Origin of the sequence: Methanothrix thermoacetophila PT (genome assembly GCF_000014945.1) — an archaeon.
Taxonomy (GTDB): Archaea; Halobacteriota; Methanosarcinia; order Methanotrichales; family Methanotrichaceae; genus Methanothrix_B; species Methanothrix_B thermoacetophila.
In genome coordinates, this window is the sequence record NC_008553.1 from 140,195 (window position 1) to 160,368 (window position 20,174).

The 20,174-nt window shown below is 55.4% G+C and carries 19 protein-coding genes and 1 tRNA gene; 8 read left to right on the plus strand and 12 right to left on the minus strand.

The features are described 5' to 3' along the window. Window positions 1-102 precede the first annotated feature (102 nt). From MTHE_RS00780 to MTHE_RS00795, 4 genes are all read right to left on the minus strand, one after another. The gene (locus MTHE_RS00780) at window positions 103-972 is read right to left on the minus strand and encodes a hypothetical protein (protein ID WP_175265655.1); all 870 of its coding nucleotides are present in this window, start codon (window positions 970-972) and stop codon (window positions 103-105) included. Between the two features lie 170 nt (window positions 973-1,142). Then, window positions 1,143-2,006 carry a Vms1/Ankzf1 family peptidyl-tRNA hydrolase gene (locus MTHE_RS00785; RefSeq protein ID WP_175265656.1) on the minus strand — a complete coding sequence of 288 codons (864 nt, stop codon included), beginning with the start codon at window positions 2,004-2,006 and terminating at the stop codon, window positions 1,143-1,145. 158 nt (window positions 2,007-2,164) lie between these two features. Then, window positions 2,165-2,716: a TATA-box-binding protein gene (locus MTHE_RS00790; protein WP_011695351.1), complete on the minus strand. Its 552-nt coding sequence runs from the start codon at window positions 2,714-2,716 to the stop codon at window positions 2,165-2,167. Window positions 2,717-2,938: 222 nt separating this feature from the next. Beyond that, window positions 2,939-3,026 (minus strand) — tRNA-Arg (locus MTHE_RS00795). A 245-nt stretch (window positions 3,027-3,271) separates the two neighbouring features. On the opposite strand from MTHE_RS00795, the gene MTHE_RS00800 reads away from it, so the two are divergent. The 7 genes from MTHE_RS00800 (at window position 3,272) to cofC (ending at window position 12,416) form a co-directional block, all read left to right on the plus strand. Then, window positions 3,272-5,689 carry a U32 family peptidase gene (locus tag MTHE_RS00800; RefSeq protein ID WP_011695352.1) on the plus strand — a complete coding sequence of 806 codons (2,418 nt, stop codon included), beginning with the start codon at window positions 3,272-3,274 and terminating at the stop codon, window positions 5,687-5,689. A gap of 199 nt (window positions 5,690-5,888) precedes the next feature. Continuing rightward, window positions 5,889-6,437: a helix-turn-helix domain-containing protein gene (locus MTHE_RS00805; RefSeq protein WP_011695353.1), complete on the plus strand. Its 549-nt coding sequence runs from the start codon at window positions 5,889-5,891 to the stop codon at window positions 6,435-6,437. 14 nt (window positions 6,438-6,451) lie between these two features. Continuing rightward, a complete protein-coding gene (locus MTHE_RS00810; protein WP_011695354.1) occupies window positions 6,452-8,335 on the plus strand; it encodes an AMP-binding protein in 1,884 nt (627 codons plus the stop codon). 4 nt (window positions 8,336-8,339) lie between these two features. Continuing rightward, entirely contained in the window at window positions 8,340-9,383 is a 1,044-nt protein-coding gene (locus tag MTHE_RS00815) for a 3-methyl-2-oxobutanoate dehydrogenase subunit VorB (protein WP_011695355.1), read from the plus strand. Next, window positions 9,380-10,792, plus strand: coding sequence for a 2-oxoacid:acceptor oxidoreductase family protein (locus MTHE_RS00820; RefSeq protein WP_011695356.1), 1,413 nt, complete (start codon window positions 9,380-9,382; stop codon window positions 10,790-10,792). Before MTHE_RS00815 ends, MTHE_RS00820 begins: the two co-directional genes overlap by 4 nt. Next, on the plus strand, window positions 10,789-11,523 hold the full coding sequence (locus tag MTHE_RS00825) for a coenzyme F420-0:L-glutamate ligase (protein ID WP_011695357.1): 735 nt from the start codon (window positions 10,789-10,791) through the stop codon (window positions 11,521-11,523). The genes MTHE_RS00820 and MTHE_RS00825 overlap by 4 nt, the downstream gene beginning before the upstream one ends. 227 nt (window positions 11,524-11,750) lie before the next feature. After that, window positions 11,751-12,416: a 2-phospho-L-lactate guanylyltransferase gene (cofC, locus tag MTHE_RS00830; RefSeq protein ID WP_011695358.1), complete on the plus strand. Its 666-nt coding sequence runs from the start codon at window positions 11,751-11,753 to the stop codon at window positions 12,414-12,416. Between the two features lie 148 nt (window positions 12,417-12,564). On the opposite strand, the gene MTHE_RS00835 is transcribed toward cofC, so the two are convergent. The 8 genes from MTHE_RS00835 to MTHE_RS00865 form a co-directional block, all read right to left on the minus strand. Beyond that, window positions 12,565-14,325, minus strand: coding sequence for a molybdopterin biosynthesis protein (locus tag MTHE_RS00835; protein WP_011695359.1), 1,761 nt, complete (start codon window positions 14,323-14,325; stop codon window positions 12,565-12,567). Between the two features lie 4 nt (window positions 14,326-14,329). Beyond that, a complete protein-coding gene (gene aroC / locus MTHE_RS00840; protein ID WP_175265657.1) occupies window positions 14,330-15,448 on the minus strand; it encodes a chorismate synthase in 1,119 nt (372 codons plus the stop codon). Continuing rightward, the gene (gene rnhA, locus MTHE_RS00845) at window positions 15,448-15,891 is read right to left on the minus strand and encodes a ribonuclease HI (protein WP_232840866.1); all 444 of its coding nucleotides are present in this window, start codon (window positions 15,889-15,891) and stop codon (window positions 15,448-15,450) included. The genes aroC and rnhA overlap by 1 nt, the downstream gene beginning before the upstream one ends. Next, entirely contained in the window at window positions 15,873-16,460 is a 588-nt protein-coding gene (locus MTHE_RS00850) for a flavodoxin family protein (RefSeq protein WP_011695362.1), read from the minus strand. The genes rnhA and MTHE_RS00850 overlap by 19 nt, the downstream gene beginning before the upstream one ends. Before the next feature lie 17 nt (window positions 16,461-16,477). After that, complete coding sequence (locus MTHE_RS09355; RefSeq protein WP_327036611.1) at window positions 16,478-16,681, minus strand: zinc ribbon domain-containing protein; 204 nt, start codon at window positions 16,679-16,681, stop codon at window positions 16,478-16,480. Continuing rightward, window positions 16,650-16,901, minus strand: coding sequence for a zinc ribbon domain-containing protein (locus MTHE_RS09360; RefSeq protein ID WP_327036615.1), 252 nt, complete (start codon window positions 16,899-16,901; stop codon window positions 16,650-16,652). The genes MTHE_RS09355 and MTHE_RS09360 overlap by 32 nt, the downstream gene beginning before the upstream one ends. A 403-nt stretch (window positions 16,902-17,304) precedes the next feature. Then, window positions 17,305-17,907, minus strand: a complete 603-nt coding sequence (locus MTHE_RS00860; RefSeq protein ID WP_011695363.1) for a YkgJ family cysteine cluster protein — start codon at window positions 17,905-17,907, stop codon at window positions 17,305-17,307. Further along, complete coding sequence (locus MTHE_RS00865; RefSeq protein WP_011695364.1) at window positions 17,904-18,449, minus strand: GMP synthase subunit A; 546 nt, start codon at window positions 18,447-18,449, stop codon at window positions 17,904-17,906. Before MTHE_RS00865 ends, MTHE_RS00860 begins: the two co-directional genes overlap by 4 nt. A 205-nt stretch (window positions 18,450-18,654) precedes the next feature. Here MTHE_RS00865 and gpmI point away from each other — a divergent pair, with 205 nt between their 5' ends. Then, entirely contained in the window at window positions 18,655-20,172 is a 1,518-nt protein-coding gene (gene gpmI, locus MTHE_RS00870) for a 2,3-bisphosphoglycerate-independent phosphoglycerate mutase (RefSeq protein WP_011695365.1), read from the plus strand. Window positions 20,173-20,174 lie beyond the last annotated feature (2 nt).

Sequence of the window (20,174 nt, forward strand, 5' to 3'; positions counted from 1 at the left end):
AGGCGTCTCACATTGCAGGATCACTACTGCAGTCGATTGCATCGCGGTTCTGAAAATGAGTTGAGGTAGTATGCGCACACACATGCTGCATGCGATGCATATTCACGCAGTGCGATCCCTCAGACGCTCTTTCGCTGCCTTCTGGACGCTCGGGTCCGGATCGCTGCTGAGCATCTTCATTATGGATATTGGCGTGGATCTGTTCTTTGCGACTGCCTCTCTCACCAAAAAAGACCAGTGCCCTGCAAGGGCCTCCAGAGCTTCCACAGGTGTGGAAGGGTTCTCAGCCACAGCGCACCTGACCTCGATCATTCTGTCCTTGGAAAGAGAGATCAGCGAATCAGGAGGCGATTTTACATTTGCTGCAACCGCAACCCTCACATCTGTGATCCGATCATCCGCCAGACGGCCGAGAACCTCCGGCGGAGTCACCGGATTCCGGGCGACTCTGAACCTGACCAGCCAGCTCTGATCCCGGGAGAGCTTTTCTGTGATGTACACCGGCACCTTCGGATTTGATGCAACCGCAGCTCTCACATCATCGCTTTGGCTGGCTGAGAGCCTGATGATATCATGCTCCGGCGTCCTCGGGTTCTTTGCCACCGCCTCCATGACTATGTAGCGCAGCCGCTCATTTGTGGCATCGAACTCGACCATCTCATCCTCTGAGAGCTCTGATAGGAGGCTATCCGGCGTCGCTGTGTTCAGGGCAACAGCAGACCTTACATAGCCATCCGGATCCCTGGCGAGCGCCTCCAGGACATCCAGAGGCGTCTTGGGGTTACCGGCGACCGCCTCCCTGACCCACTGAACCCTGTCCCTGGAGAGTACTTTCAGAACAGCGACGGGTGTTGACGGGTTCCACCCAACCGCACGCCTGACCCTCCATGAGATCGATCTCGAGAGCTCCTCGAGCACCTCAGGCTCTGTGTCATGCGACGATGCCCTGCGCTCCAGCTCTATCTCTTCCATGATCGTAAGTGTATGCACAGATTTTTGATCCTTACCACAGCGCTTCTGCATCGCGTACTCGCATCATCGAAGTCCATACAACTCCGCAGGCCCATCGACTTTGATCGGGTTTGTCTGGATCCGGCGATTAAAGAACAGACTATATCGAGACCAGATATATCGATTTTCAGCTACATCCTGAAGAGCGTGTATGTGTACAGCTCCTCGAGTGTTTTCTCTGGATTCCGTTCGTCATGCTTGCCCAACCTGGCTCGGATAACAGGCAGACTGAAGCACTGATTCACATATCTGATGAGATCTGGCTCACCGCTCACAGCCACGTATTTGACAAGAGGAGCGTATCGCTCAACGGCGCACTCCACCCTCTCCCTGAGATGCTCGCCATGCCTCCTTATGTCCTCCTCCCTCAGCCGCTCGAACCTGCGCTGCGACCATCCCCCTTTCGAGTGCTTCTCCTTCACAGGCGTCCTCACGATCTCAAAGCTCTCGATCTGATCCGCTCCAAGCGAGACCATGATCATGCTGTCGCCGGCATGTGCTGATATGAGGAGCACAGGAGTATCCACGATCTCCTGAATGGGGGATAGATCAAACCTGCGCCCCATGGTCACACCCTCAGAAACGAATGGCAGGGGTGGGACGATTATGAGCGTGAAGACATCGGGAAGGCTGAGAAGCGATATACCCCTCTCAGATGCCAGGGTCTTCAGGGATCTCGGCAGGATCGCCTCAGGAGCACCCTCCAGATTCCCACCGGGTGTGCGGTACTCGCTCAGGATGTCCTCCTCAGGTGATTCTATGTTATCGAGCCGCCGGAGCAGTCGCTTCATTATCCTTGGAGCGAGCTTCTGAACGCCAGGGGCCTCAGGGGTTTCATCAGAAGATCGCTCTGGGGTTCCTCTGAGCCTAAGCTCCGCCTCCTTCAGGGCGCGCCTGGTCTCCTGATAGGCGCTTGTGATCTTCTTCAGGCGCTCTTCGCGCTTTTCAAGTGTATGTTTGAGCTCCTCCTTCTCGCGAGTGAGATCCTGGAGCATGCCTTCCAGCTCAGATATCCGCTCTTGATGTCGCTTTTTCCCGAAGAGATCCAAAGAGCCACACCTTCCTGAGATACATGTCCCTCCGCGATCTGATGCATCACCATGATCTGAGATCAAACTGACATGTGCACCAAACCAAGGAGAGCTTATCAGTATCAAAGCAGTCCGAGGTTCTCGAGCTGCTGCCTCACGATCCTGACGCCCTCCTCGCACTCCTCAGGTGATTTTCCGCCGGTCACGACCAGCTTTCCGGAGCTGAATATCAGCACCACAACCTTGGGCTGCTTGATCCTGTAAACAAGCCCTGGAAACTGCTCGGGCTCGTACTCTATGTTCTCGAGCCCGAGGCCGAGGGCGATGGCGTTGAGGTTGAGATCCGTCTTGAGATCTGCGGAGGCCACAATATTCTGAACGTGGATCTCCGGCTCGAGGTTGATGTTATCAAACCCTATCGACTTCAGCGTCCGGGCCATGTTGGTGATGACGGTTCTGACATCCTCCACGTTCTTGGCCCCGGTGCAGACGACCTTGCCGGACGTGAAAATCAGAAAAGCCGCCTTTGGAGACTTGACCCTATAAACAAGCCCGGGAAACTTCTCCTTGTTGTACTCGGCGCCTTCAAGCTCGGACTCGATCTTGACAAGATCGAACTCATCAGCAAGCTTTGTGGATGCCACCACGTTCTCGATATTTATTGTGGACTCCATATCGCGCATCTCCTGGAGAGGTTTTTAAACGTAGGGGTATATAAAGATAGTATATAAAGGATATAAAGAGGGGCATCTGTCTTGACATTGCAGGAATGGAGCTGACTGCATCAGCAGCATGCTGGCGAACATAGTCCATAAGAAGAGGAGATTCAACCTGTACAGCAGCACCGAGTCCGAAGTCCCCATGCTTCTAGATCTGAGAGGAAGCATGTCGCAAAACGGACTCGCTGGGAATCGAACCCAGGTCAGCGGGTCTCCTCGATGAGATCTCCGAAGCCCGCTAGGATATCCTCTACCCCACGAGCCCGCGTGATCACCTCTTGCTCCCTCTGTTATTAACCTTTCCAGGCAGTGTATGAGGATCGTCAGTATTACGAAGATCGCTCTTATCAATATGATAACTTGCCCAATGGAGCACTGTCATGATATGGAGTCGAATGGATGAGCATGTTCACCAACCACATCACATGCCGTACAAGTTGCTGCGCACATAAGAGCGACGAAGATACGCAGGATACGCATATTAACGATGCCATGGCAGAGCTGATACGGATGCGTAGAAAGGATGAGATCCCTGAGCTTCTGGCCCCGGCCGGCTCCTGGGATGCGCTGGTTGCGGCTGTTGCAGCCGGAGCGGATGCTGTTTACCTTGGAGGAAAGCGTTTCAGCGCCCGGATGTTCGCCGAGAACTTCCCCAGCCTGGAGGAGGCTGTGGATTACGCTCATGCAAGGAACGTCAGGGTCTATGTAACCGTGAACACCCTCGTTCGTGATTGTGAGATCGACGAGCTGGAGGATTATCTGGTGGAGATCTGCGAGATTGGCGCAGACGCGATACTTGTGCAGGATACTGGAGTTGTTAGGCTGGCCAGGGATATCGTGCCGGAGCTGGAGCTCCATGCATCAACCCAGATGACGATACACAGCGCTGATGGAGTCAGATGGGCTGCGAGGAACGGCCTAAAGCGGGTGGTGCTCTCGAGAGAGCTTTCTGTTGATGATATTAAAAACATAAAAAATGTTTCCGATGATCTGGGCGTAGGGCTTGAGGTCTTTGTGCACGGCGCGCTCTGCTACTCTTACTCCGGACAGTGTCTTTTATCATCATCAATGGGTGGCAGAAGCGGAAACCGCGGGATGTGCGCCCAGCCGTGCAGGAAGCCATACACGCTGCTCAGAGGCACATCTGATGAATATGGAAGGCTGAAAGATCTGAGAAGGAGAGGAGGGGAATGCTATCTGCTCTCCACCCGTGATCTCTGCACGTACCCCAGCCTTGATAAGATCGTATCAGCTGGAGTCGACGCGCTCAAGATCGAGGGGCGGATGAAGTCTGCAGAGTACGTCGCCATTGTGACAAGGGTTTACAGAGATGCGCTTGATGCCATCGCGAGAGGTGATTGGGCGCAGGATGATGGAGAGATCCAGAGGCTCGCGCTCGCCTTCAACAGGGGGTTTACAGAGGGATACATCCTGGGCGCAGATGATATCATGGGAAGAGAGATGCCGGACAACAGGGGCGTCCTTGTGGGAAAGATCCTGAACTGCTCAGGGGGTTTTGCGGTCGTATCTCCCACCGGCGAGATCCTTCCAGAGCCCGGTGACGGGGCAGTGCTTCGCTCAGGAGCGGAGGAGATCGGATTCGTTGTGAGAGAGAGGGTCGATTTACAGAATGGCACGTTCGGGCTCAGGGTGCCTGATGGTGCCAGGACGGGAATGTATCTTTACATAACGCGATCCGCCCGCATGAGGGACGATGCTGAGAGGATCATCAGAAGAGGAAGAGATAGAATCCCAATCGACCTGCGGATATCCTTTGATAACGGGGTGCCGGTCGCAGATGTATATCTAGCTGGGCCGTCTGGGCGGATAGAGCTCTCTGTTAAGGGAGACTTTGTCATGGAGGCTGCGAGAACGCTTCCCCTCAGCCCCTCGCAAATAGAATCTCAGATGCGGAGAACCGGCGGAACCCAGTTCGTCTTCAGGGAGGTCGTCATCGATTATCCCGGGGGACTTTACACCACGCCAGCGAAGCTCAATCAGCTCAGAAGAGATATACTCAGAGCTGCGGAGAACGCTCTTGTGCACTCGTACAAAAGAGTGTGCACCAGAGGAAGATCGCCAGCTCTTGACAGAACTGAGAGAAAGGCTGACCGGCTCAGGGTATCGGTTTATGCCGATACTCTTGATGTGATTGATGGAGCGCTTGAGGGCGGCGCTGAGAGGGTGTACTTCGAGCCAACTACATATGAGCATGACCTTGCCTCTGCCCTGGAGAAGGCCCGCGATCTCTGTGAAGGGCGCGCAGAGCTGGTCTGGAAGTGGCCCCGGATAACAAGAGATCGTTTTCTGTATATGGCTGGGGATGTTCTCCGCGATTTCCGTCTCAACAAGATCATGGTCGAGAACCTGGGCGCTCTCGAGGCAGCAGAGCGATACGAATGCGAGATCTTCGGAGGACAGGGGCTGAACATATGGAACTCGCTGAGCGTGTGCATGCTCTCAGGAGCGAGAGCCCTGACGCTCTCACCGGAGCTCTCCGCAAGCCAGATCTCATCTATCGCATCTCTCCGTGACAGACCAGATCTTGAGGTGATCGCCCAGGGAAACATCGTGATCGCAGTGACCGAGGACAGGCTCATCTCAGAGGGAGATGTCTGCGCGATTCGGGACAGGAGACACATCTTTCCCGTCAGGAGAGATGCCGCGGGCGTCACGAATATACTGAACAGCGTGGAGACCTGCCTCCTGGATTACCTCCCTCAGATATCTTTGATGGGTGTGGATTCTGTGGCGATCGATGCCAGGTGGAGGACAAAAAAGTATGCCAGAGAGATGGCCGGGATATACTCGAGGGCTGTGGGGGAGCTTTCAGAGCTCCCGAAGCTCAAAAGCATGGTCAGGCGAATGGCCATGGGCGGGATCACAGCAGGACATTTTCTGAGGGGTGTTGCAGAGGCAAGCGATTGAACGGAGCACTGAAATTCCTGCCGTTAACGCGCCCGGATTTTGTGCGTAAGCACATGTGATATCATGCGTGCCTCTCCGCGATCTCAATTATGGCGCTGCTCCACCGAGGTCCCCAACCTGTGATATCGACAACGGTGGTCTGGAATCACATTCTCTAAGGCGACAGGTTCTATATACATGCAGATATTGGTTGACCACCATGAACGAGAAGCTTGAGGAGATCGGATCGCGGATACGTGAGCTTCGAGAGCTCTCAAAGATTTCGCCTGAGGAGATGGCCGGATACCTCAAAGTGCCGCTTGAGACATACTGCGGGTACGAGTCAGGCCATCTCGACATACCTGCGAGCCTGCTTTTCAAGATCGCGCAGCGCCTCGATGTCGACATGAGTCTCCTTCTAACAGGCCAGGAGCCGAAGATGAGCATCTTCACCGTGACCAGAAAGGGGGAGGGAGTGGAGGTCGAGAGGAGGAAGCAGTACAGGTACCAGAGCCTCGCGGGGCGGTTCGCACATAAGAAGGCAGAGCCATTCATAGTCACCGTCGAGCCGCGGTCTGAAAAGCCAGCGGTCTACAGCCATCCCGGCCAGGAGTTCGACTACATCCTGGAGGGGACCATAAAGATATACATCCACAACAACGAGATCGTCCTCAACGAGGGCGATTCGATATTCTTCGATTCGTCTTATGATCACGCTATGGAGGCTCTCAACAACAGACCTGCCAGGATGCTTGTCATTGTCATGTGAGGGAGGGGCTTTATTTGGCATCGCTTCTGCACAAGTTTGTGTCAAGGGTCGAGTTCGACTCATACGAGGATTTCAGGAACAACTTCAGAATAATTGTTCCGGAGAACTTCAACTTCGCCTACGATGTCGTCGATGTTTACGCTCAGGAGCAACCTGATAAGATCGCTCTGGTCTGGTGCAACGATCACGGTGAGGAGAGGATCTTCACATTCAAGGACATGAAGCACTGGAGCGACAGGGCGGCCAATCTCTTCAGTAGCTACGGAATCAGAAAAGGCGATACTGTGATGCTCACGCTGAAGAGCCGCTATGACTTCTGGATCTGCATGATAGGCCTCAACAAGATTGGGGCGGTGGCAATCCCGTCAACCCACATGCTCAAGGCGAAGGACATCGTCTACAGAATAAAAAAGGCTAACCTGAAGATGGTCGTCTGCATAATAGAGGATGGAGTGCCAGAGGAGGTAGATCTCGCTCATAAAGAGCTCGGCGATGTGAATCTCATAAAAGCATTTGTGGGCAGAGAGGATCAGGAGAGGGAGGGATGGATAAACTTCAGGCGCGCGCTCGCTGAGGCATCTCCTGATTTCACAAGACCTGTGGGGGAGGAGGCCACCAGGAACGAGGATGTTCTCATAGCCTACTTCACCTCCGGAACCACGGGCTACCCGAAGATGGTGAAACACGACCAAACATATCCGCTGGGACACATACTCACAGCGAAGTACTGGCAGAACGTCGCAGACGATGGACTGCACTACACGGTCGCGGATACAGGCTGGGCGAAGTGCGCCTGGGGCAAGATATACGGCCAGTGGATAGCTGGCTCGGCGGTCTTTGTCTACGACTACGACAGGTTTGACGCTGGAAGAATGATGGAGAAGCTATCAAAGTATAAGGTCACAACGTTCTGCGCCCCTCCGACGATCTACAGGTTCATGATCAAGGGGGACATGTCGAAGTACGATTTCTCCACATTAAAATACGCGGTCACTGCGGGCGAGCCGCTGAACCCATCTGTGTATGAGAGGTTCCTGGAGGTCACAGGCCTCAAGCTCATGGAGGGCTACGGCCAGACTGAGACTGTGGTGACGATAGCGAACTTCCCCTGGATGGAGCCGAAGCCTGGATCCATGGGCAAGCCCGCGCCCGGCTTCGATATAGTCCTCCTGAAGGACAGCAGGCAATGCGAGGTGGGCGAGGAGGGTGAGATCGTAATCCGCACGGATAAGGGAAAGCCGGTTGGGCTCTTCATAGACTACCACCTCGATCCAGACAGGGTGAGGAACACCTGGCACGATGGATACTATCACACGGGAGATACCGCGTGGGTCGACGAGGACGGGTACATATGGTTTGTTGGCAGGACAGACGACATGATAAAGACCTCCGGCTACAGGGTCGGGCCGTTTGAGGTCGAGAGCGCCCTGATGACTCATCCCGCAGTCCTGGAGTGTGCTATAACAGGCGTCCCCGATCCGATCAGAGGGCAGGTGATCAAGGCGACCGTGGTTCTTACAAAGGGCTACACGCCATCAGAGGAGCTGAAGAGAGAGCTGCAGGAGCATGTCAAGAGGGTAACAGCCCCCTACAAGTACCCCAGAATCGTGGAGTTTGTGGAGGAGCTCCCGAAGACGATAAGCGGAAAGATACGCAGGGTCGAGATCAGGGAGAAGGACAAGCCGTATCCGATTATAAACGCAATGGAGTGCAAGGGGTGTGAGCGGTGCATTCTCGCATGCCCTGTGAACGTGCTCAGGATGAGTGAGGAGCTGAACAGCAGGGGCTACAGGTATTCCGTGTACGCAGGAGATGGGTGCATAGGGTGCGGCGCGTGCTACTACACATGCCCCGAGCCGAACGCGCTTGCTGTTCACATACCATCAAAGGGCGAGTGAGACCATGCCATCAAAGCTGGTAGCGGGCAACACGGCTGTTGTGATAGGGGCGATGTATGCTGGATGCGACTGCTTCTTTGGCTACCCGATCACACCTGCGAGCGAGATCCTCCAGGAGGCGTCCCGGTACTTCCCGATGGTTGGGAGGAAGTTCGTCCAGGCTGAGTCTGAGGAGGCTGCGATCAACATGGTCTACGGGGCTGCAGCTGCAGGCCACAGGGTGCTGGCCGCCTCCTCCGGACCGGGAATGAGCCTCAAGCAGGAAGGGATAAGCTACCTGGCGGGTGCCGAGCTGCCGTGCGTCATAGTCGATATCAACAGAGCAGGCCCGGGTCTCGGAAACATAGGGCCAGAGCAGTCGGACTACAACCAGACCGTCAAGGGCGGGGGGCACGGGTGCTACAGGAACATCGTGCTCGCGCCGAACTCGGTGCAGGAGATGTGCGATCACACCATCAAAGCCTTCGAGCTCGCGTTCAAGTACAGGAATCCGGCTGTGGTGCTTGCGGATGGTGTTCTGGGGCACATGGTCGAGCCGCTGAGGTTCCCCGAGAGCGCGATCACTCCTGTGATAGACACATCATGGGCAGTCTGCGGCACAAAGGGGACCAGAGGGAATGTAATAACATCGATCTTTCTCAACTTCGATGAGCTTGAAAGACACAACATCAGGCTCCAGGAGAAATACAGGCGCATAAGGGAGAACGAGGCCGCATATGAGACATACAGGGTGGACGATGCAGAGGTTGTTCTCGTATCATATGGCATAAGCAGCAGGATCGCCAGATCTGCAGTGGATGCCGCCAGGCGTGATGGCATCAATGCAGGCCTGTTCAGGCCCATAACGCTCTTCCCGTTCCCGGATAAGGCGTTAAAGGAGATCGCGGAAAGGGGATGCAGGCTCATATCCGTGGAGATGAGCGACGGCCAGATGCGGGAGGACATAATCCTCGCCACAGGCGCTGATGTCGAGCTTGTCTCGAGGTATGGAGGCAATCTCATCACACGCGAGGAGATCATGAGAAAGATCAGGGAGGTGAGCAGATGAGAAAAGATCTCGGTGGGCATCCGGGCCTTTACAGCGAGTACCCGAGAAAGGGAGGAAGCGCACCTGGAGCGACGCACTACTGCCCCGGATGCGGTCATGGCATTTTGCACAAGCTCATAGGCGAGGCGATGGCGGATCTTGGGATACAGGACAGATGCGTCCTTCTGAGCCCTGTCGGATGTGCTGTCTTCGCCTACTACTACCTCGACTGCGGCCATGTCCAGGCAGCACATGGGAGAGCTCCTGCGATCGGCACTGGAATATCCAGAGCTGAGGACGATGCGATAGTGATCTCATACCAGGGAGATGGTGATCTCGCATCCATAGGTCTCAACGAGACGATACAGGCCGCGAACCGCGGGGAGAAGATGGCCGTATTCTTCATCAACAACACAGTCTACGGGATGACAGGCGGCCAGATGGCCCCGACCACCTTGGTTGGAGAGGTCACATCAACAACGCCAACCGGAAGAGACCCCAGAGAGGCAGGCTATCCGCTGCATGTCTGCGAGATCCTGGACACGCTCAAGGCGCCTGTATACATAGAGCGCGTATCTCTCTCTGACATAGAGCACATCAGAAAGGCCAGAAGGGCGGTGAGGAAGGCGCTGGAGATACAGCGGGATAAGAAGGGATACGCTTTTGTGGAGTTCCTCTCGCCCTGCCCGACGATACTGAGAATGGACGCGAAGGGCGTGGAGCGCTTCATAAACGAGGAGATGGAGAAGGAGTTTCCGCTGAAGCGTTTCAGGGACAGATCTGGAGAGGTCGAGCCAATAGTGCGGATGAAGAGCGATTTTTCAAAGGAATCACTGGATCGCATATTTGGCGTGGCGGGAGAGGAGTCGATAGAGCCGGTGCATGACCCAGAGTTTGGCACGATGAGCATCAGGATCTCCGGCTTTGGCGGACAGGGTGTTCTCAGCATGGGCCTCGCGCTCGCCCAGGCCGCGTACTTGTCACGCAGGTTCGTCTCATGGTACCCGGACTATGGGCCGGAGCAGAGGGGCGGCACATCAAACTGCACTGTGGTGATATCAGGAGAGCCGATATCATCGCCTGTCGTGGATGAGATCGATATCCTAGTGGCATTCAACCGGCCGTCGCTGGAGAAGTTCTCGTCCAGTGTCAGAGAGCTCATACTCTATGATATGCTCGCGGGCGAGTTTCAGGGAAGCGTGCGATCGATACCGGTAGCTGCAACGGAGATCGCCACGCAGAAGGGAGCGCAACAGGCTGCGAACACCGCGATGCTCGGCGCTCTCATGGCCACAGGTCGCCTCGGGCTTCCCGAGGATTCGTACGTGGGCGCGATAAAGGATGCGTTCTCGAAGAAGCCGAAGCTTGTGCCGCTGAACCTGGAGATATTCAGGGCAGGGGCAGACTGGGTACGGAAGATGGATCGATGATCGAGTCTGTGAGCCTGCATCTCGTCAGGGGTCTTCCTGTTATCAATAAAGGCGACAGCCTGGCGGATCTGATCCAGTCGAGATTCGAGCTCCTCGATGGAGATCTGATCTGCATCGCCAGCACCGTCGTCTCAAAATCCGAGGGCAGGGTCAGGGAGCTGAGCTCTTACACTCCATGTGAGAGGGCTTTAGCGATAGCAAAGAATCTCGGAAAGGATCCCAGGTTCGTTCAGGCGGTTCTCGAGGAGTCCTCTGAGATCCTCCTGGACCGCCCGTTTCTCCTGGTCGTCACCAGGTTCGGCCACGTCTGCGTAAACGCGGGCATAGACCAGTCGAACGTGCCTCCAGGGAAAATACTGCTCCTTCCGGAGAACCCATCGCTGAGCGCTGAGATGATTCGGAGAGAGCTGAACAGGGATTGCCCGGTCATAATAACAGATACGTGCGGCAGACCGTTCAGGTTCGGCGTCACCGGCGTGGCGATCGGCTGGTCCGGACTCTCCCCCATCAGGGACTGGAGAGAGGCCACTGATATTCATGGGAGGAAGCTCGAGATAACCCTGGAGGCTGTCGCAGACGAGATCGCTGGGATGGCGAACCTCCTGATGGGAGAGGCAGGAGATTCAACACCCGCAGTCGTCGTCCGCGGCCTGCCGCGATTCGATGGCGGAGGCAGCATGTTCATGCCCGAGGAGCAGGATGTGATACGGGCCATTCTCTCAAGCAAATGACCTACGATCCGGCCTGAAGCTCGGAGTTTGCGCCCCGCCACCTCTATCAATAACAACCCGCCAAGGGAGGGTACATGCGCCGTGAATTCCTCCATCCCACATTTCTTCGACGCCGCCTATTCAATAACAACCCGCCAGGGGAGGGTACATGCGCAGGCTTATGTTGCTGGAGCTGGAGGATCTGTGCGTGACGCAAATCATTTATTTCAATCATCTGAGATCAGCGTGTGCTCAGACCAGTGCACTGCGTGGTGCCATTCAAGTCGAGCGGGTGCAAGACACGGCTCTCCTCTGCGCTCTCCGGTGAGCAGAGATGGCAGCTGGCGGTGGCGATGCTGAGGGATGTGCTCAGGACACTGAGGTCGATCGGGATGGTGACCGTCCTGGCCCGCCCCGGGATGCGTGAAGATATCATTGCAGATCTCGATGCCACCCTGAGGTTCTCCGAGCTGGAGCTCGGTGATGCTTTGAACGGATTCATCGATGAGAATACAGCAGCAGGATGGCCTGCGGACATTCTCATTGTCATGGCAGATCTTCCCCTGATCAGGGAGGAGGATGTCCTCGAAATGATCCGTACTCCGGGCGGCGTCGTCCTGGCTCCTGGTCGTGGTGGCGGGACCAACATGATCCTGATAAGGGACAGTAGGTTCAGAACCAGATACAAAGGCCTAAGCTTTGCGAAGCATAAAAGAGAGGCTGAAGAGCTGGGGATCGAGGCGGGATACTGCTACTCATACAGGGCGGGATGTGACATAGACGAGCCCGGGGATCTGATCGAGATACTGCTGCACACCAACGGCGAGTCGAGGGCGCTGCTGGAGAGGTTCGGGTTACGCATATTGGAGAGCGACGGGAGGGGGAGGCTGGATCAGACTCAGTCTAATGAGTAGAGCCTGTGAGGTTTGGAGGTGTCCCCTGATCCCCAGCCGGAGGATGCCGATGCATCATGGATTCGATGCTGCCTGGAGTCAGGAGATCTGTGGAGGTCAGGGTGCAGTCGGAAGCGGAGGGCACGTCGACATTCACTGCAGAGATGAGTTATGTGCTCACTGCTGCGTCCTGTGATCGCTCTTTGAGCGCATCAGCGATGTCTTTTATGATATCCCTCGTATCATCCATTCTCGCAACGATCGAGATCCCATCATCAGCAAGATATCTGAAATGGAGACCCCACATCCCGGCAGCCTCTCTTGCTCCGAGCGCGAGATCTGCCTTTCCCTGAAGCACCGCCAGCGCCGCGCCTGTGTGCGTCCTGACCTCCACAGATCTCCTGACTCCAGGCAGCATCGAATCCATGATGCATCCGACTCCAGAATCTCTCCCCCACGCTGCGAATGCTGCACCATCTGAATTCAAAAGAAGATCCGGATTCCTGGAGATGAGCCCGAGCTCCCTTCTGTAGGATGCGACGACTCTGAGATCCTCCGGCAGCTCCTGTGTGGCGGTGATGCACGCGATATCCGCCAGACCATCCTGGAGATCTGTTAACGCTCTCATGGATCCCCTTACAAGGTACCTGAATCTGAGATTCATGCGATCCAGAGCAGCCTCCAGAACAGGGCAGCTCTCACCGCTAATGATGAGATCGAGATCATCGCCGGAAAGCGGATGCACGTCAAAAACCTCCCCTGCATGCAGGTACTCCCTATCCGCGGGGACGTCTATGATGCCATCCGATGCTCCAAGTGTTGTGACTGCGCCGCTCCCTCTGTCGAAAGGATACGCCTTACCTCTGTGAATGATAACAGGAAGCATCTGCCTCCTCGATTCTGATCTGAACGGCCTGGCGAGTGTTGCTTTTAAGGAGAAGTGGTGCGATCTCAGGCCCAGCGAGCGATGTACCAGTGGAGATACGAGCTGCCAGAAAACTGTCAGCGCGCTCGTCGGGTACCCCGGCAAACCGATCACATGCTTTCCTCCCACCCTGCCAAAGAGTGTGGGCTTGCCAGGCTTCAGGTTTATCCCGTGAAATACCAGCTCTCCCAGATCGCTCACGACCCTGTACAGCATATCGCCACGGCCTGCAGATGTCGATCCGCTCAGAATCATCATATCGCAATCGATCAGAGCGGTGGCGATCGACTCTGAGAGCGCATCGTAGCTGTCCGGAAATACGCCGTAAACCACAGGCTCTGCTCCAATCTGTGAGAGCGCTGATGAGATCGTGTATGTGTTCACATCGTAGATCTTGCACGGCATCAGATGCTCATCAGGCGATTGGATCTCATTTCCTGTCGATGCCACTCCCACCCTCAGTGATCTGATTTTCACCCTGCTCATGCCGAGTGCCGCTAGCATGCCTATCTCCCGCGGGCCGAGATGTGTGCCAGCGCTCAGCACCCTCTCTCCCAAAGAGAGATCAGCGCCCCTTCTCTGGACGTTCTCATATGGATGCACCGGCCGTCTTATCATAACATAACCATCAGCTGCATCCGCATACTCTACCATCACGACGGCATCAGCACCCTCAGGCATCGCAGATCCAGTCGAGACCTCGACAGCCTCGCCGGGGCCTGCAGATGCATCGGGAATACTGCCAGCTGAGACCGATCCCACGATCCTGAGCCTGACGGGCGATGATTCAGATGCGATGATGCAGTCCTCGGATCTCACAGCATACCCATCCATGGCAGCTCGATCGAAGTGTGGGACATCGATCTCCGCGATAACATTCTCGGCAAGGACCCGGCCGAGCGCGCTCTCGAGATTGACGATTCTCACTCTGGGCCTGGGAGCATCCCCAAGCGCGAGCTCAATCGCCTTATCCAGGCTTATGAGTCTGTGGAACTCCTTATGCACAGGATCACCTCAGCCTAGCAGATCTCTGGCGGAGGATATGGTCAGCAAGAACCAGCGCAACCATCGCCTCTGCTACAGGCACGATTCTCGGGGGGATTGAAGGATCGTGCCGCCCCCTGACAGAAATATCCACCGACTCTCCTGACACCATATCCACAGTTCTCTGGGACCTGGCGATGGAGGGGGTGGGCTTCACTGCCATCCTGCACAAAATCGGAGCGCCTGTCGATATGCCGCCGAGTATTCCGCCAGCGTTGTTCCTCTCGAATGATATCCTGCCGTTCTCATAAAATAGAGGGTCGTTCATCTCGCTTCCTCTGAGCCGGGCGCTCTCGAATCCTGCACCTATCTCGACTGCCTTCACCGCGCCTATGCTCATAAGGGCCTTTGCGAGATCGGCATCCAGCTTGTCGAAAACAGGCTCGCCAAGTCCTGGAGGTACGCCTATGGCAATAACCTCCACCACCCCGCCTATGCTATCGCCATCGGATCTCACCGAATCCAGCAGCGAGAGCATTCTGGATGACGCAGCTGCATCCGGACATCTAATGGGACTCGATTCCGCTCTCTCTCTGATATCCAGAAGCTCCTCACGCTCTATGCTGCCTCTCGAGGTCCATCTTGGCAGAGACGCACTGATTCCGCCGAGCTCGCTGACGTATCCTGCGATCTCCACGCCGAACTCTGAAAGGAGCTTCCTCGCCACGGCCCCGGCCGCGACCCTGCCCACAGTCTCTCTCGCAGATGCCCTTCCGCCGCCGCGGTGGTCCCTGATCCCGTACTTCACATGATATGTGTAATCTGCATGCCCCGGCCGCGGGGTGTGGCGTATGGAATCGTAGTGCGAGCTTCTCGCGTCCCTGTTCCACACCAGCATCGATATCGGTGTGCCTGTTGTGATCCCCTCAAAAATACCACTGAGGATCTCTACACTGTCTGCCTCATGCCGTTCCGTTGTGGCCGTGCTCTGCCCTGGGCGCCTTCTGTCGAGCTCTCTCTGCACGTCCATTTCGCTGAGCTCGATTCCTGCGGGACAGCCATCAACCACCACGCCGATCGCTCTGCCATGCGATTCGCCCCAGGTCGTCACCCTGAAGAGAGTTCCGAATGTGCTCCCGCTCATCATCCACTCCTTTGTCCTCTCCTGTAGATCTCGTACGCGTGTTTGGAGAGGGCATCTGCCTCAGCATTCTCCTCTCTTGGCACCCAGACGAACTCGTGTTCGATTCCCTCAAGCATGCTCTTTATAATCGGAACATATCGCTTTGATGTGTGCGATCTAACCCTCCACTCGCCGCTCATCTGCTTTATGACGAGATTGGAATCGCCCTTGAACACCACCCTCTCCCCAGGGGCGTTCTTCTGTATCCAGCGAATCGCAGCGAGCAGGGCCTCGTACTCTGCCACGTTGTTCGTCATGCCACTGCCCTCGCCCACAACCCCCCATCCTCTGTGAAGCAGCTCACCGTTGCGGTAGACGAGATAACCGTATGCTGCCACTCCGCCTGGATTTTTTGGACTGCAGAGGCCGTCGAAGAATACCGTGATCATTCGCTGCTCCAGCATCCGCCCTTCTTTTTGAGATCCAGCAGATCGCAGAGCTTGCTCGCGGTTGCCTCGACCGTTGAGATGCCGACGTCGTCGTTCTCAGCGGGCCTGACCGCGATCCCGCCGAAGTGGCTGTTATCGCCCACCACTATCATCCCGTGGATGTGCATCCATGCATGTATCGCCTCTATCGTCTTCTCCTGGCCGCCGTTCCTCGATCCGCCGACGGCTATTGCGCATCCGGCCTTGTCTCTGAGCCTGAAGCCCTGCCGGCGCAGGGGCAGTGTGCGATCGAAGATCGCCTTGAGCTGCGCTGTGACGGATCCGAAGTACACAGGAGATGCGACCACGATCCCATCCGCATTCTGGAGCAGCTCGTAGATCTTAACCATGTCATCATCGATCGGGCATGGCTTGCCCTTGCTACACTCACCGCAATCCGTGCAGAACCCGACTCTGAGCCGGGAACACAGCACACTCTCTGTTCTGTATCCCCTCTCCGAGGCCACCCTCAGCGCCCTCTGGAGGAGGTACTCGGTGTTCCTTCCGCTCTTCGGGCTTCCCGATATCCCAAGCACCATCGCCATCGTATCACCTCTGTGAACTACCCTACCCTGAAGGGTAGGGCTTCCCACTTCATCGCCAAAACTTGCATCACAGATATATGATGTAAAGGTTTTGACTCTATGGGCACTATGGGCTGTTCCATCCCTGCAATGAGTATGTTCATGGAAGCATTGTAGTCTCTATCGCATGAGAACCCACAATAAGGGCACTCATGAAATCTGTCCGATAACTCTTTCCTCACAATGCAAGCAAGCAAAACACCTTTGTGTAGTGTTCCTTGGATCTACCTTGATCAGCTTTCGACCAGCACTTTCAGACTTGTACGAAAGCATGAATATGAACTTAGACCAGGATGCATCATGGATGTTTCGATGTGTGCCTTTGTTGTAACCCTTCTCCACCTGAGACTCTACATGAGACTCTACATACTGCATCGGAACTAAATTGTTATCGTTGAGCATGTCAGAAGCAGGGAGGGCTTCGCTCTCATCCGAAGACTTCCCGCTGCGCCCTCTCCTCTCCCAAGAGAATGCGCATGCAGGCCACCTACTCTGGCATGAATAACCAGAGCTTGTGTCCCCCCGCTGTCCCTTATAAATACAGTTGGTATATATATTTTCCAGCACACAGGCGGAGCGCACACATATCTTTCATGTGGAGAAAGCTCCTGACACCCATGCGATCGCATTATGCATTTGAACGCAGACAGTAAACGCCTGATAAACTTCAATTTGATGGTGTCCCGTATAATAGGGATTAGGTGTTTCCCACCTGCAGAAGGCGTAAGCTCCGGACTCCTGGCCTCGGCTCTTATCCGGATAGGTCCACCCCTGGGCTCAGCCATTTGACCCAATGTTCCTGGTTTCATCCATCAGGTTCGCTTATGCCTAGCGGAACACGGTGAGCCCCCTCTCCATCGTGAACTACGCACACGCCTGTCGGTTTCTCCGGTCGATCTGCGACAACAAATTTGGAGAACCTCGATCTCGCCTCCCTCTCCTCCATTATCTCTGAGATGAGGCGTCTCTTCAGATCCTCAGCGATGCGCAGCGCCTCATCGTAATCCATTTCCAGCCCCAGACCTCTGCACTCTGATACACGGAGCACATCGCCATCAAGATAGAAAGGATAAGTCCTGCAGATATCCGGGCGTACGGGATATATCCTGCAAGATCCTGATGTAGCATCATAGTACGCGCATCCATTCTCAGAGCGCCTCAGCATCCACTCGAGTGTGTGGAAGTCCCCATCCACATCCCAGACACCGGTCTTCGGTGGCTCGACCACCTCCAGCCAGGTCAGGTTCGTGTAAGAGATTATCCTTCTCACCTCTGATGGGAAGACCAGGACCTCGGCATCCGGCCCCCTGCAGCAATCTCCACAGCGCCGACACCTGAAGCCTATCGCCTTTATCCTCTCCGCCAGGGCCTCAACCGATATATCTCTGGCCCCCTCCAGATCGATCATCTCCTGCAGATCTCCAGGAAGTTATCGAAGACCTCCTCCCCGTACTCTGTATGGGCAACCTCCGGATGCCACTGAACGCCATAAAGCGGCCTGCTCTCGTGACATATGGCCTCTATATCGCAGATTGACGAGCGCGCGATGACTCTGAACTCAGGAGGGCAGATGGTCACCTGATCCGCATGCGATGCCCATGCCATGAATCTGTGTGGCACTCCTCTCAGAATACCATCCTCTTCCAGGACCTCGATCTCGACGCTCGCATACCCGCCGACCTTGCCGGGCTCGACTTTACCCCCGAAAGTCACGGCCATTATCTGCAGTCCAAGACATATGCCCAGAACGGGAATATCCAGCGTTCTCAGATATTCTGAGCACCTTCCCGACCTATCCATCGACGGCCCACCGCCGAGAATCAGACCATCCGCGACGATATCCTCAACAGGCGTCTCGTTTGAGATCATCCTGGCCTCAACCCTGTCTTTTATGCTCCTGTATATCAGATGATTGAACTGGCCGTAGTTGTTGACCACGAGTATCTTCATCCGAGCTCCAATCTGAGGTTTTGAAGATAACCTTTGTGCTAGAGGGGCTGTCCGAATAAGAGCTGAATTCAGAAATCAGTAGCTTGTTGCTTTTGTATGTCGTAGGTACTTAATCATTGTTCGGACAGAGTAGTGCCAGACATCTCATCATGCCCGGATTTCGCCCGCAACCACTAAAAAGCCTGAGGATAACCCGGCTGGCATCATGAGACCGGTGGTTCTTATAATAATGGATGGCTATGGGCTCTCAGAGGAGACAGAGGGAAATGCAGTAGCAGGTGCCCATAAGCCAAACCTGGACAGGTTGAAGTCCCAGTACCCCCACACATCTCTTGGAGCGTCAGGGCTTGATGTAGGGCTTCCCAGGGGACAAATGGGGAACTCTGAGGTGGGGCACCTGAACCTGGGCGCAGGAAGGATCGTCTATCAGGATTACACACGCATAAGCCTGGCCATCGAGCAGGACAGGTTGAAGGATGCAAAGCAGCTTGTCGATGCGATGGTGAAAGCAAGGGATTCTGGGAGAAATCTGCACCTGATGGGCCTGCTCTCAGATGGCGGCGTTCACAGCCACATCACGCACCTCTTCGCGCTTCTCGACATGGCAAAGGAGCTTGGGGCGAAGAAGGTTTACGTCCATCCCATACTCGATGGAAGGGACGTCCCACCGAGGAGCGCACTGACCTATGTCACACAGCTCGAGGAGAAGCTCACCCGGATCGGTATCGGCAGAATCGCCACCATATCAGGGCGCTACTATGCGATGGACAGGGATAAGCGCTGGGACAGAACCGAGGCTGCCTACAGGGCCATGACTGAGGGTTTGGGGATTCACGCAGCCACTGCAGTGGAGGCGGTTCGTCTCGGCTACGATCGGGGCGAGACCGATGAGTTTCTCACGCCGACAGTGATCGATCCGAACGGGCTCGTCCGGGAGGGGGACAGCATAATCTTCTTCAACTTCAGGCCAGATCGCGCACGCCAGATAACCAGAGCTTTTGTGCAGCCTGATTTCAACGAGTTTGAGCGCAGGTACCTCAGACCGTTTTTCGTCTGCATGACACAGTATGATGAAAGTATCGATGCTCCGGTCGCGTTTCCGCCAGAGTACCTGAAGGAGACGCTGGGCGAGATTCTGAGCAAGGCTGGTCTCACACAGCTCAGGATAGCAGAGACCGAGAAGTACGCGCATGTAACATACTTCTTCAACGGCGGGAGGGAGGAGCCGTTTCCTGGCGAGGACAGGATCCTGATACCATCTCCGAAGATACCGACATATGATCTCAAACCTGAGATGTCCGCTCCAGAGGTCACATCCACGGTAGTGGAGCGCATCAAATCGGGGAAATATGATGTTGTGATCATGAACTACGCCAACCCTGACATGGTCGGGCATACAGGTATATATGAGGCTGCAGTGCGTGCTGTTGAGGCGGTCGATCGTGGTGTGGGCATGGTTGTCGACGAGGTTCTTTCCAGAAGAGGGATAGCCCTCATAACCGCAGATCATGGGAATGCTGAGAAGATGGTGGACCGGAGCACAGGCGAGCCGCATACAGCGCATACGACCAACCGGGTGCCGTTCATCCTGGTCGGCTGCGATCGTGGCATTGTGCTCAGAGACGATGGGATCCTCGCTGATGTCGCACCAACGATACTTGCGCTGCTCGGCATAGAAAAACCCGAATCGATGAGCGGCAGATCGCTCATAAAAAAGGATTGATT

Bases quoted from the DNA above. Each gene is read 5' to 3' on its own strand.
- MTHE_RS00780 (WP_175265655.1), bottom strand. From the start codon at position 972: ATGGAAGAGATAGAGCTGGAGCGCAGGGCATCGTCGCATGACACAGAG.
- MTHE_RS00785 (WP_175265656.1), bottom strand. From the start codon at position 2,006: ATGCTCCAGGATCTCACTCGCGAGAAGGAGGAGCTCAAACATACACTT.
- MTHE_RS00790 (WP_011695351.1), bottom strand. From the start codon at position 2,716: ATGGAGTCCACAATAAATATCGAGAACGTGGTGGCATCCACAAAGCTT.
- MTHE_RS00800 (WP_011695352.1), top strand. From the start codon at position 3,272: ATGCGTAGAAAGGATGAGATCCCTGAGCTTCTGGCCCCGGCCGGCTCC.
- MTHE_RS00805 (WP_011695353.1), top strand. From the start codon at position 5,889: ATGAACGAGAAGCTTGAGGAGATCGGATCGCGGATACGTGAGCTTCGA.
- MTHE_RS00815 (WP_011695355.1), top strand. From the start codon at position 8,340: ATGCCATCAAAGCTGGTAGCGGGCAACACGGCTGTTGTGATAGGGGCG.
- MTHE_RS00820 (WP_011695356.1), top strand. From the start codon at position 9,380: ATGAGAAAAGATCTCGGTGGGCATCCGGGCCTTTACAGCGAGTACCCG.
- MTHE_RS00825 (WP_011695357.1), top strand. From the start codon at position 10,789: ATGATCGAGTCTGTGAGCCTGCATCTCGTCAGGGGTCTTCCTGTTATC.
- aroC (WP_175265657.1), bottom strand. From the start codon at position 15,448: ATGAGCGGGAGCACATTCGGAACTCTCTTCAGGGTGACGACCTGGGGC.
- rnhA (WP_232840866.1), bottom strand. From the start codon at position 15,891: ATGCTGGAGCAGCGAATGATCACGGTATTCTTCGACGGCCTCTGCAGT.
- MTHE_RS00850 (WP_011695362.1), bottom strand. From the start codon at position 16,460: ATGGCGATGGTGCTTGGGATATCGGGAAGCCCGAAGAGCGGAAGGAAC.
- MTHE_RS09360 (WP_327036615.1), bottom strand. From the start codon at position 16,901: ATGCTCAACGATAACAATTTAGTTCCGATGCAGTATGTAGAGTCTCAT.
- MTHE_RS00860 (WP_011695363.1), bottom strand. From the start codon at position 17,907: ATGATCGATCTGGAGGGGGCCAGAGATATATCGGTTGAGGCCCTGGCG.
- MTHE_RS00865 (WP_011695364.1), bottom strand. From the start codon at position 18,449: ATGAAGATACTCGTGGTCAACAACTACGGCCAGTTCAATCATCTGATA.
- gpmI (WP_011695365.1), top strand. From the start codon at position 18,655: ATGAGACCGGTGGTTCTTATAATAATGGATGGCTATGGGCTCTCAGAG.